At 36.8% G+C, this 12,070-nt stretch carries 11 protein-coding genes; 1 reads left to right on the forward strand and 10 read right to left on the reverse strand.

Annotation, left to right across the window (positions count from 1 at the left end; translation table 11 throughout):
• The first annotated feature begins 15 nt into the window (after window positions 1-15).
• Window positions 16-921, forward strand: coding sequence for a LysR family transcriptional regulator (locus R4Z09_RS18610; protein WP_338448244.1), 906 nt, complete (start codon window positions 16-18; stop codon window positions 919-921).
• Window positions 922-1,203: 282 nt separating this feature from the next.
• Here the strand turns inward: R4Z09_RS18610 and R4Z09_RS18615 are convergent, their stop codons facing one another.
• The 10 genes from R4Z09_RS18615 to R4Z09_RS18660 form a co-directional block, all read right to left on the reverse strand.
• Window positions 1,204-2,337 carry an NAD(P)-dependent alcohol dehydrogenase gene (locus R4Z09_RS18615; RefSeq protein ID WP_338448245.1) on the reverse strand — a complete coding sequence of 378 codons (1,134 nt, stop codon included), beginning with the start codon at window positions 2,335-2,337 and terminating at the stop codon, window positions 1,204-1,206.
• A 76-nt stretch (window positions 2,338-2,413) separates the two neighbouring features.
• A complete protein-coding gene (gene caiB / locus R4Z09_RS18620; RefSeq protein WP_338448246.1) occupies window positions 2,414-3,649 on the reverse strand; it encodes an L-carnitine CoA-transferase in 1,236 nt (411 codons plus the stop codon).
• A 276-nt stretch (window positions 3,650-3,925) separates the two neighbouring features.
• The gene (locus R4Z09_RS18625; RefSeq protein WP_338448247.1) at window positions 3,926-5,431 is read right to left on the reverse strand and encodes a tripartite tricarboxylate transporter permease; all 1,506 of its coding nucleotides are present in this window, start codon (window positions 5,429-5,431) and stop codon (window positions 3,926-3,928) included.
• A gap of 11 nt (window positions 5,432-5,442) precedes the next feature.
• Window positions 5,443-5,895, reverse strand: a complete 453-nt coding sequence (locus tag R4Z09_RS18630) for a tripartite tricarboxylate transporter TctB family protein (protein WP_338448248.1) — start codon at window positions 5,893-5,895, stop codon at window positions 5,443-5,445.
• A 224-nt stretch (window positions 5,896-6,119) separates the two neighbouring features.
• Entirely contained in the window at window positions 6,120-7,124 is a 1,005-nt protein-coding gene (locus tag R4Z09_RS18635) for a tripartite tricarboxylate transporter substrate binding protein (RefSeq protein ID WP_338448249.1), read from the reverse strand.
• Window positions 7,125-7,307: 183 nt separating this feature from the next.
• Window positions 7,308-8,288, reverse strand: coding sequence for an NADPH:quinone oxidoreductase family protein (locus R4Z09_RS18640; protein ID WP_338448250.1), 981 nt, complete (start codon window positions 8,286-8,288; stop codon window positions 7,308-7,310).
• 216 nt (window positions 8,289-8,504) lie between these two features.
• Window positions 8,505-9,278, reverse strand: coding sequence for an SDR family NAD(P)-dependent oxidoreductase (locus tag R4Z09_RS18645; RefSeq protein WP_338448251.1), 774 nt, complete (start codon window positions 9,276-9,278; stop codon window positions 8,505-8,507).
• 29 nt (window positions 9,279-9,307) lie between these two features.
• Window positions 9,308-10,228 (reverse strand): VOC family protein, encoded by a 921-nt coding sequence (locus R4Z09_RS18650; RefSeq protein WP_338448252.1) that lies wholly within the window; start codon window positions 10,226-10,228, stop codon window positions 9,308-9,310.
• Window positions 10,229-10,252: 24 nt separating this feature from the next.
• Window positions 10,253-10,744 (reverse strand): aromatic-ring-hydroxylating dioxygenase subunit beta, encoded by a 492-nt coding sequence (locus R4Z09_RS18655; RefSeq protein ID WP_338448253.1) that lies wholly within the window; start codon window positions 10,742-10,744, stop codon window positions 10,253-10,255.
• 19 nt (window positions 10,745-10,763) lie between these two features.
• On the reverse strand, window positions 10,764-12,059 hold the full coding sequence (locus R4Z09_RS18660; protein ID WP_338448254.1) for an aromatic ring-hydroxylating dioxygenase subunit alpha: 1,296 nt from the start codon (window positions 12,057-12,059) through the stop codon (window positions 10,764-10,766).
• Window positions 12,060-12,070 lie beyond the last annotated feature (11 nt).

Raw genomic sequence — 12,070 nt, forward strand, 5'->3', positions numbered from 1 at the left:
GATAGAGGTGGAAGCATGCATATTGAACAAATTGAATACATTGTAGAAGTAGCAAAGGTGGGGTCTATTTCCAAGGCAGCTGAAAACCTTCATGTATCAGTATCTACCATCAGCCAATCCATTACTAGTTTTGAAGAAAGATATAGTGTTCAATTATTTAAACGCTCCAGATTAGGAACTATACCGACGGATCAAGGAAAAAAAGTGATTAATAAAGCCTTTGATGTTTATTTAAAGTTAATCGAATTGGAAAGAGAGACCCAGAACCATCATGATAGTACAAACAATCAATTAAGTATCGTTAGTAGTCCAAGTATACTATTAACTTACCTGCCAGACACCATCCCAGTCTTTCAAAAAAAATACCCAAATGTAGATATTACGATAAAAGAGCATTTGAATATTTTAGAAATTTTAAAACAAAATGAAACGGATATCGGATTTATTTCTTTAAATGAAGTGCACTGGATTGAATGGGCTGCGCAATACAAAAATAACTTCTATTTTGATACTTTATCCCAAGGAAGACTATGTGCATGTGTGAGTAAGGATTCCCCACTCGCCTTTAAAGATAGTATTACACCTGAAGAATTGCTCGATCAGAATCATGTCGTATATTCCAGTACGAAACATGTTTATGAAAATATCAGCCAACAATATGGGCCATTAAAAATCCTTTACGACACCTATAATACAGAAATCTTAAAAAAGTCAGTTCAAAGCGGAATAGCAGTCACACTTCTTTCTGATATTATTATGAAAGATGATCCTAGTGTAAAAAATGGCGAAATCATTCCGATTCCACTTACCAACTATGAAAAGGCTAATTTAACTTATGGAATCGTACGATCTAAAAAGAGGAATTTTTCATCACAAGCTCGTGATTTTATTAAAACGATGAGAGATCAGATCGAAAAGTGAATAATATATAGTAGATAACCGGTTCAGGGAGTATGATTACTTTCTGATAATTATGGAAAATAAAGAAGGGAAACCACTTATATGGCTTCCCCCTTATCAAACCGTACGTGCCTTATTTAGGCATAAGGCTTTCCACATATGTTACAATGTTTATCAATAGGATGCGTTCCAGGCATTCTGCATCTTTTGGAGTCGGTGAGGAGTAAAACTCTACGCCTTTTTCCTTCCATCGCTTATTGCATTTTGTTGTTTAGAACCAAAACTAATTAAAGTAAATCCAAATTAAAATACGATTGGTTCTTCTTTACGATAGGTTTCATCGATTATTATAATTGGTTTAATGGTTTTTCCGCTATTTGAGTCTGCAGCTGCTAGATTAATATCTTCAAATTTGTAAAACTTGACTAATTTATCAAATGGGAATTTCCCTTCTTTATGATATTGAATAAGCTGCGGGATAGCAATCTGTGGAATCGCATCGCCCATTAGGACACCGATTAGCTTACGATTTCCTAGCACTAAGTCCATAAACGTATTCATTTCTAATGAGTTTGGCGTTACTGCTACAGGTGCTGCAGTACCGCCAACACCTAAAACATCAATGGACGCTTTCATAACATCTGAAACCCCGGTTGTATCGACAGAATAATTCACTCCCTGACCACCAGTAATTTCTGCAATACGCTCAGCAAGATTTTCGGTTCTACTATTAATCGTATGTGTTGCACCTAGTTCTTTTGCTATTTCTAAACGAGAATCATGAATATCAATGGCAATTACGTTTGAACAGCCTTCAATAACAGCTGCCATTAGTGCACCAAGACCAACTGCACCTGTACCAAATATGGCAATGGAGGAAGAAGTTTTTGGTTTTAATCCATTCATGACTGTTCCACTGCCGGTTACAAAACCGCATCCTAAAGGTCCTACTAATCGTAAATCTACTTCCGGATCTACTTTAATTAAATTATTTACATTTACAATCGAATACGTGGAGAAAGAACTTTGCGTGTATAAATTGGATACTGGTGTTCCATCTTCTTTAATAAAGGTATGGCTGCCATCTTCGCGAACACCGCTCAAATTCAAGACTCCCCAATGATCACAAGAAGAAGGATGTCCGGTACGACAACCTGGACATGTACCACAATAATTGTAACCAAGCACAACCTGATCGCCTACAGCAAAGTTTTTGACCGCGCTTCCAATTTCTTCAATTATCCCTGCACCTTCATGGCCCAAAACTGCAGGAAGTGCATATGGCGTATGTCCCAGACGTACTGTCTCATCTGAATGACAAATTCCTGATGCAACCATTTTTACAACTACTTCGTCTGGACGAAGTTCCCCTAGTGTTAGTTGCTCTAGTTTGTAATCTTCATTTACTCCATTCAAAACTGCTGCTGTCACCTTCATAATAAATACCCCCTATTTAATCCTAAAAAGTATATAAAACTTATTAATCTATTAATAAAAAACTACGCAGCTTGTGTTATATATTTTGTTTTTCCTTTTCTTTAGACCTTCTTACAGTCCTTTTTTTGTAAAATCGATTAATATCTTCACTAGAGTAACCTAACTCTGTTAAAATCTCTTCATTATCCATTCCTATATCCGGCATCGCTCTCCAGGTTCTTCCTGGATTCTTTTTAAATTTAGGAACAACATTTACACCTTTTATGACATTTCCTTCGTTATCTTCCCATTCAGTGAACACTTCCCGAATCTGTACATGTGGATCTTCTGATAGGCTTTGATAATCCATGATTTTGCTGCATGGAATGCCTGCTTCTAATAGGATTTCCTCCACTTCACTGGCTGGTTTACTTTGACAAAATTCTTTTAATCTCTCTTCTACCATATCCCCCGCAGGTGTATTTAATCTAATCGAGCCTGTGCCTTCTGGTATTAAATCAGTCCCATATTCCATCCCTAATAATGGAAGACCCTTTTTCAATGTACCTGCTCCCATCCAAAAGACATACACATATTCCCCGTCTTGACATGTATACAGCCCAACAGCCGCAAAATCTGTATGGTGATTTCCCTGTCTTCCATATTCCTTCCCTCTAGTTAAATAGTCAGTTGCCCAGTACTGTGCACGTAGAAGGACTTCATATTGTGCAACATCAATGCTTTCACCTTCACCTGTCATTTTTGCACGATATACTGCAGCCATTCCTGCAAAAGCAGCATAAACCCCTGTCATATAATCTCCAGTGAAAGGCTGTGCAGCAATTGGTGGACGATCCGCAAAACCATTGACACTCATATAGCCGCTAAATGCTTGGGCAAGTGCATCGAAGGAAGGGCGTTTGATATATTTGTCTATCCCTGTTTGACCAAAACCGGAAATATGAATGATGACAAGCTGTGGATTGATCTCCCATAAATGCTCATCAGTTAATCCCCATTTTTCATATTGTCCTCCCTTTGCCGCTTCAATAAAGATATCCACTTCTTTAATTAGCTTTAAAAAGATTTCCTCTCCTTCAGGTGTAGGAATGTTTAATGAGATCGTTCTTTGATTCCGACGCTCTTGTGGTGCTTGCATCGTACCTGCAAAACGAGATAAGTCCGGTGTTACCGCATTCTCAACCCAAATAACATCTGCACCAAAGTCAGCAAATAATTGTGCACAGTGCGGACCCGCTAATACTTGGTCAGCATGCAATACTTTTATACCTTGTAATGGACCAAATTCAGGTAAATTATTATTAGCTAACATATAAAACCTCTCCTTTTCTTCTAGAAAACAGATAAGACTGTCCATAGGGTGTCTGACACCTTATGGGACAGACCAGATAAATCGTCAAAGATACTTTTTACCATGTTTGTGTATTAACTAAAGAACTATCCGAATAGTCAAAATTGTAAGAAAATTAATAACATAAATTACCAACTAGTAATTACTAAATCCATAACTATTTAACCAAAACGGTAGAAAAAATTGGGATTTGTGATTTTTATTAATTTCAATATGCATATCTATTAGATTAATAAGTTACATTTCAACATCGCTGGCTAACATAGCTCTTTTATTTTTAATTCCACTTAGGATACTAATTACTAAGACTATAATGGAAATAGTCATAATTGTACCTGAAATTGGTCTGTCAAAGAAAATCATGAAACCATTTTTAGAAATTGAAAGTGATTGTATTAATGATTTTTCAATTTCTGAACCAAGCACAAATGTTAAGATAGTAGCTGCAATAGGGATATCTAATTTCTTCATTAGATAACCGATAATTCCACAAATGATCATTAAGGTAACATCAAATAAGCTACTTCTTAGACTGTAAGTTCCAATCAATGTTAGTGCTAGAATTAGTGGGAACAGCAGTTTATATGGAATCAAAGCAATTCTTGCCCAAACACCAGCTAGCGGTAAATTCATAATCAATAGAAGCACATTTCCAATAAACATACTGGCTATGACACCCCAGACAAACGTTGGATTATTTGAGAATAACGCTGGTCCAGGAGTTAAACCATGCATGACTAAAGCTCCCAACATGATAGCCATAACAGGCGAACTTGGAAGACCTAAGGTAAACAAGGGAATAAGAGCGGCACCGCTATGAGCATTATTGGCTGTTTCCGGTCCTGCAACTCCTTCAATGGCTCCTTTTCCAAAACGGCTTGGATCCTTAGCAATTTTCTTTTCAGCCGAATAAGATAATATTGAAGAAATAACTGTATTTGCTCCCGGTATCAATCCAAGCAGCATTCCAATTCCTGTCCCTCTTCCAATTGAAGCGAGGGTTGGTTTCCATTCCCCACGCTGCGGAAGAAGTCCAGATATTTTTTCTGGTTTCTCCATTTTCATAGACCGTTCAGCGTTGATAAGGATTTCTGAGATAGCAAACAGTCCCATTGCTGCCACTGTGAAATCGATTCCTTCCATTAATTCCGGTTGTCCAAAAGTGAAGCGAATTGCTCCAGACATTGGATCCATCCCAACCATGGCAATCAATAAACCAACGACTGCTCCAATTAATCCTCTCACTAATGATTTTCCCATTAAAGCTACCAACATTAGTAAAGCAAGCATCATAATGGCAAAAAATTCAGGTGGTCCAAATTTCAAAGCAAAATTAGCTAAAGATGGTCCAATAAAGGTTAATGCTAATACTGCAACAATTCCACCAATAAACGACCCGATTGCCGACACCCCTAGCGCTACCCCTGCTCGACCTTGTTTCGCTAATTGATGACCATCTATACAGGTAATAAGAGAAGCGGCCTCACCTGGTACATTTAATAGTACCGATGTGATGGTTCCTCCATACATGGCGCCGTAATAGATTCCTGCAAGCATGATAATAGCAGATACTGGTTCCATGCCAAATGTGACAGGTATTAAAAGAGCGGTTCCTGCCACTGGTCCAAGTCCAGGCAAAACTCCTATTAGCATTCCTATTGTTACGCCAATAAAGCAATATAGAAGGTTCCACCAAGTGAAAGCTGTTTCAAAACCTTGTAATAAAGCGATGAGTGAATCCATTCTATAGCCTCCTAAAATAAAATTCCTTCTATTGGTAGAAGTACCCCTAGTAAATCATTGAATAAGAAGTAGAGTATAAACGTGATACCAGCCGACATTATCAAATTCGTATACCATTTATATCCTTTGAAAAACAATACAAATAAGAAAGCAAAGCAGGCGACAAAGAAGCCAAACAACAAAAATAGTAAAACAAATGCAAATAAAGCGATCAAAAGTAATAATATATTTATTAATTCAGCTTTTTCCGGCCATTTTTCTTCACTTTCATTTCGCTTTTGATAAGACTCAGAAATATATATTACAGAAAGAAGAATAAGCAACCCGCTCAACCAAATTGGAAAAAATCCTGGACCGGGACCTGCATCACTCAAGTACGAGAACTGAAAGGACAGAATGAAAAACACGGTGCTAAAAATCAATAAAACGGTTCCTGCCCACATTCCTGCATTCATTTTACTCATGAAATCACCCACCTTATTATTGGGAAAATTACTTACCCATTAGAAATAAATATTAAATATTATTTAATTGTTAAAATATAATTTTAAGCCTATAGAATGTAAATGCATTAATTTCTTGTAATACAGATAATAGTCATCAGTGGATAATTGACTATTATCTGTATTTTACAAAAACCTTTACTTAAATTTATTAAATCAAAATATTCCGTTTTTAAAGAAGGGAGTTATTTGATCATTCCAATTTCTTTTAAAATTTTCTCATTCATTTTATAATTTTTTGTGATTGTTTTTTGAAAGTCTTCTGGTCCTTCGTAATTAGGTTCAATAAATGTTTTCTTTAATTGGCCTATTACCTCAGGATCTTCAAGTGTCTTTTTAAAAGCGTCATGAAGAATATTCTGTTCTTCTTCTGGTAATCCTTTTGGCGCTACAATTCCGAAAAAGCTATCGAAAGTTTTATCAATTCCAATTTCAGGCAAGAGTGGAATGTCATTAACGTCGTCATTTTTTGTTGCCCCTACATTTACTAATGCACGCACTTTCCCAGCATCTAGTTGCGGTTTAGATGTGATATAGGGAACAATGGCTCCGTCTGTATGTCCACCTAGCAGAGCATTTACCATTTCAGCCGCCGCATCAGTTGAAAGTATATTAGTTTTAACACCTTTTTCTTTATTAATCGCTTCAACTGCAACGTGTCCGTTTCCACCTTTACCGGTTATCGCGAATATGAATTTCCCAGGGTTTTGTTTTACATATTCTAACCAATCATCATATGTTTTCAATGGAGAATCATTTCTTACAAGTAACAAAGTCGGATCAGATGTTACTTTCATAATTGGCGTGAAACTATCATGAGTATAAGTTGCTTGACCATAATGTGGTTGCAATGTAAGTGCAGCCGATTGAACTAAGCCTATTGTATATCCATCGGGTTTTGCGTTGAATACATCAGTAGTCCCAATTATTCCTCCGCCACCAGGCTTGTTAACAACAACAACAGTAGCTTCCTTAGGTAGGTACTTTGTGACTCCATTTGCTAGTACCCTAGCAATCGTATCTGTAGTACTACCTGGACCTAAAGGGACAATTAACTCAATTGGTTTTTTAGGAAAGTCGGATTTCTTTACTGCACCGGATGCTGTATTTTGTGTTGAGTTAGAACAGGCCCCTAATAATAAAGAAAAACCTATTAAGCAAAACAACAAGTATTTAGTAATCTTTTTCATGGAATTCCTCCTATTGTTTATTAAAATTTTTGTAGTAAAAATTTACTCTCTTGAATTCCTCGTTTATATATTTCTTTTATTTAATTTTAGTTAAATAAAAGAATCTGTAAGCGTTTAAACTATTAAACACTCAGCATTTACTTGATTTAATTTGTCTTTGTAATCCCAGTCATTCTTTTACCTCTAGTTAATCTCTAAAATTACCTTACCAAGACTTTTTCTATTTTCTACTAAACTATGGGCATCTGCAGCGTCTTTGAGGGAGAATACCTGTCCAATTTTTATGTTCAATTTTTGGTCAGCTAAATAACCAAGGACTTTATCTGCTGTTTCTTTTAATAGATGAGGGCGCTTATTTCTTGTTGTGGTGATACTGAATCCAAGAACAGATCTACAGCTGGAATGTAAATCCTTTGTTTTGATTTGGGCGATCGATTTACTTGCATTTCCAAATATAACCGTCCGCCCATAACCAGCTAAACATTCCATTCCCTTTTCCGTTACCCAACCAGAGATAGGATCAAGAATGACATTTGCTCCTTCTCCATCTGTTAACTCATTTACCTTGCTGGCAAAATCCTCTTTTTCATAACAAATGACATGATCAGCACCAACTTCTAATGGAGTTGCCATTTTGCTTTCACTTCCAACGGTCCCAATGACCTTTCCAGCACCTAAAATTTGGGCTAATTGAATGGCAGTTGTTCCGACACCGCCAGCAGAAGCATGGATTAGAACGGTTTCACCTGGTTCGAGCCTCGCAACATCAGCAAGGAGCTTATAGGCTGTAAAGGATACTAATGGACTTGCTGCAGCCAGCTGAAAATCAACATGATCAGGCAGAACAAAGGTTAGGTTCTCATCAGCAACGATATATTCAGCATACGACCCATTTTTTGGAAATGCTATGACCCTCTGTCCTACTTTTAAATGTTTAACCTCAGAACCTACTTTTTCAATAACTCCAGCTGCATCTAATCCTGGAATAAATGGAGGTTGTTTACCACCATGATACTTTCCATATCTTGAACCAATATCTGCAAAATTAACACTTGTCGCTACAACACGAATGAGCACTTGATTTGAACTGATAGTTGGAATTTCTAAGTCCCTGTATTGAAGTACGTTCGGTCCTCCAAATTCACTTACTACGATCGCTTTCATTCTTTCAATTCCTCTCTTTTATTCTATAAAAATAACTTAACAATATAGAAATACTGTAAACTAGACAATATAAAACTTTATGATAGCTGCTATCATAAAGAGAATAGGTTCATCTGAAATCATATAGAAATTTCGAGATGAACCAATGTATAAGAACTTTTACTATATTATTAGATAGTGTTCTTACGTACAAACGTTTCATTTTCTTTTCCTATTTTAAAGCATAGTACTTCCACCATTTACACTAATAACCTGACCCGTGACAAAAGAAGCTTCATCTGTTGCTAAAAAGCTTACAACTGCAGCTACTTCACTCATGTTGGCAGGTCTTCCTTTGGGAATAATACTTTTGAATTTCGCATTTAAATCATCATCAATTCTTCGTAAATTGTCAGCCTGTAATTTTCGATCTGTTAACACCTGTGGAGGGGCAACACAATTGGCTGTAATATCATACTCCGCAAATTCCCTGGCAAGTCCAGTAACAATTGCATGAACACCTCCTTTTGCTGCATTATAGCCGGCATGGTTCCACAATCCATTTCGAACTGAATCACCACCAATGTTAATAATTCTGCCATACTCTTTTTCTACCATATGAGGTAGGACAGCTTTACAACCCCAAATAGTTGTCCATAAATTCCGATCAAGCGTCGTCTTCAGTGTTTCAGCAGTATGTTCTAGAAAGGGTAGAATTACACCTCCACCAGCATTATTAACGAGGATATCTACTTTCCCGAAACGATCGATCGCTTTATTGACCATCCCATAGGCATGTTCTTCTTTACTAAGGTCTCCAATATAATAATCTGTATGGACATGATACTCTTCCGCGATTGTCTGGGCATTTGTTACAACCGGATCAGACGTTGCTGCTAATAATACATCCGCTCCATCCTCTGCTAATCTTTTGGCAATGGCAAGCCCAATCCCCTTTGATGCTCCTGTTACAATTGCCACTCTCCCTGCTAATTTTTTGCATGTATTCATATGTTAGAGCTCCTCCTGCTAGACCTAGATTAATTATTCACTAAGCTATTAATCTCTTTTAAATTTTCAACACTTCCAAATGCGGCTTTTCTTGGATCTGGAACCGTTCCCCAAATATCGATTGATTCAATATGCGGCTGCAAATAGCGCGGTTTACGAGGACCATCTTCAGGAAACGCTTCCATCCCCATTGTAAATTCTACTGTTAAATTATCCGGGTCAAGGAAGTAAAGGAAAATACTTCCAGATGGCAAATGACGTCCAGGACCATGGACAATCGGAACATCATTTTTCTCCATTCTTGTTCTACCAATACCAATATCATTTATATCCACTACTTTAAAGGCGATATGATGAAGCTGTGGTTTTGTTCCATTTGCTACGGCAAAAGAATGATGGTAAGGATTTGGGAAACAACGCATAAAGGTAATTCCGTTACCAACCATATCAGATACTTTAAAATTTACTACTTCTTTGTAAAACTTTACGGCTTTTTCGTATTCTGGTATTTTCATAACAACATGACTTAATGTTTCAAATTTCGTGATTTCATTTTTGAATTCATGAGGTAGATGATATTGATAATTGTAAAACTCTAATGTAGCCCCTGAGTAAGGTTCAGTAAAACGAAAGGTTTTTGTTTGCTTTAATAAGCTTTGTTCTTCTTCATCAATGTAATAAGGGTCTAAATCATGTTCTTGAAAATGTTTGAATGCAATTTCAACTTGTTCTTCACTCTCTAGTTCAAAACCAATTCGCTTAAGTCCAGGCTCACGATCTGTTTGATAAAGAATGAGATTATGGTGGTCACTCGTACATCTTAAAAATACTGGTTCGCTTTCTTTAGCTGAAACACACTCTAATCCGACCATTTTCGTATAAAAATCTTTTGATTTTTCAATATCTGATACATTTAGGGCAACATAACCCAATTTTCTATATCTGATCATCCCGCTCTATCCCTTCTACTATATTTATAGAATAATACTAACCTTCCCTTGTGGTCTTAAAGCAGCCAAGTCTAGAACCACTCTCTTTTGTTGAATCTTAATATTCTCTCCGTTGATCACAAGCTTGTATTTGATTTGGCCTACATAGTTATCCATAAATTCCCTTTTAATTCGGTATGTTGAAAAATTACACGTTACATTTGTTACTCCGTCAATCGTATCGTGTACCCGAATATTTGTGTACATATGACGTGTAGTAGAATGAGGATATTCAACATGCGCTTCCTTTTTAAGTAACCTTTTTGCCCTCTGTACTAATCGATGATGATCATCAGCGATTAAGAAAAGGTCTGTTTCATGATCCCCATCCGGAATATCTGTGGATGGTACTAGATACGTACCATCCTCAGTGAATAATTCCGACCACTCTATTAATTTCCAGTCATCTAATAAATCCGCCTCTTCATATAAAAACGCTTCCACTAAATCTTTCGAAACCGTACTTGCAACCGACATTTAAAACGACTCCTCCCTATTATTCTTCTGACATCATTTTTTCCCATTGAAGCCAAAATGCACGCATATGGTATTCATCGTAGTTCTTTGGAATTTCTCCTTTTAATTCCTTATGCATACCCTTTGACAAGTCATTCCAGCCTTCACCATTAGTGGCTTCATACCCTCTATGGCATAATTCAAGTGCTTCATTATCATCAGGTGTAGCAAAACCACCGGGTCCTAAGAATTCTAAGAAGTTATCCAAGCGACGATGTCTTAGCTTTCTGTTTTCCTCTTTTGGACCAATTGCCCATTGTGTTGACTCCATATAGGTTGGTGATTTTGGATAAAAAGTTCGAATCGTGATTGCCATAATACTGTTAATAACAAGGTTCGGGAAGATAATCATATTAAAATCATGCTCGGCAATTCTCTTTGCTCTTTCTTCTCCATAACGGTCTACTAATCGTTGTTTAATCTCGTCAATTTCTTTTTTTCCATCTTCTCCCCACGCAGGAATCCATTTTGCCACTGGACGTCCCCAAGGGTACATACCTGCTTTTTCTGTTACCACATGTCCATTTCCTAAATCTCTTGCTATACTTAATTCTTCTTTATTTTTGTCATATTTAACATTATTTGTTTCAATCACGTAGTCAAAATAGGTTTTGTGTGTTGGCAGTGCATGATAGCCATCAGCACTGTTTTCACAAAGAAGCTTCCAGTTTGCTCTTACACTGTATTCTTGTGTACCACGAACAATTTCCATTCCAATTTCAGACTGATCTGCAACTAAATCAAGATACTCTTTAGCACCAGCAAGATATTCGTCTAAACTTATGGCATCCTTATCAAAATTCACAAAAACAAATCCTCGATAACTTTCTAATCTTGGAACTTTAAATAAGTTCTTTGATCCATCCGCATTATGATCCTCACCGTAACCATTTTTTCCATCTGGAGTTCCTGCTAGTTCGCCTTTGCTATTAAAAGTCCATGCATGATAGAAGCAGCGAAAAACTTTGCTATTTCCTTGACTCTCACGACAAACCATTGCTCCCCGGTGCGGGCAAGCATTGAGAAACGCATTAATTTGTCCATTACTGTCTTTATTAAAAATTAATGGTCGTCCAGCAACCGTTCGTGTTTTGAATTCGTTTTCTTTCTCAACCTCAGATTCATGACCTAGATAAAGCCAGCATTTATTAAAAATCTTATCTCTTTCTTGCTCAAAAATATCTTGATCAATAAAAGCTTTATGTGGCACGTTAAATACACATTTTTCTCTGTCTATTTGCAGATATTTATGTTGAACTTGTAAATCCTGACTCACAATAAAACCTC

Source organism: Niallia oryzisoli (assembly GCF_036670025.1).
GTDB classification, from domain to species: Bacteria; Bacillota; Bacilli; order Bacillales; family Cytobacillaceae; genus Bacillus_BD; species Bacillus_BD oryzisoli.

Coding starts and splice junctions, on each gene's coding strand:
- R4Z09_RS18610 (WP_338448244.1), top strand. CDS start 16: ATGCATATTGAACAAATTGAATACATTGTAGAAGTAGCAAAGGTGGGG.
- R4Z09_RS18615 (WP_338448245.1), bottom strand. CDS start 2,337: ATGAAGGTGACAGCAGCAGTTTTGAATGGAGTAAATGAAGATTACAAA.
- caiB (WP_338448246.1), bottom strand. CDS start 3,649: ATGTTAGCTAATAATAATTTACCTGAATTTGGTCCATTACAAGGTATA.
- R4Z09_RS18625 (WP_338448247.1), bottom strand. CDS start 5,431: ATGGATTCACTCATCGCTTTATTACAAGGTTTTGAAACAGCTTTCACT.
- R4Z09_RS18630 (WP_338448248.1), bottom strand. CDS start 5,895: ATGAGTAAAATGAATGCAGGAATGTGGGCAGGAACCGTTTTATTGATT.
- R4Z09_RS18635 (WP_338448249.1), bottom strand. CDS start 7,124: ATGAAAAAGATTACTAAATACTTGTTGTTTTGCTTAATAGGTTTTTCT.
- R4Z09_RS18640 (WP_338448250.1), bottom strand. CDS start 8,288: ATGAAAGCGATCGTAGTAAGTGAATTTGGAGGACCGAACGTACTTCAA.
- R4Z09_RS18645 (WP_338448251.1), bottom strand. CDS start 9,278: ATGAATACATGCAAAAAATTAGCAGGGAGAGTGGCAATTGTAACAGGA.
- R4Z09_RS18650 (WP_338448252.1), bottom strand. CDS start 10,228: ATGATCAGATATAGAAAATTGGGTTATGTTGCCCTAAATGTATCAGAT.
- R4Z09_RS18655 (WP_338448253.1), bottom strand. CDS start 10,744: ATGTCGGTTGCAAGTACGGTTTCGAAAGATTTAGTGGAAGCGTTTTTA.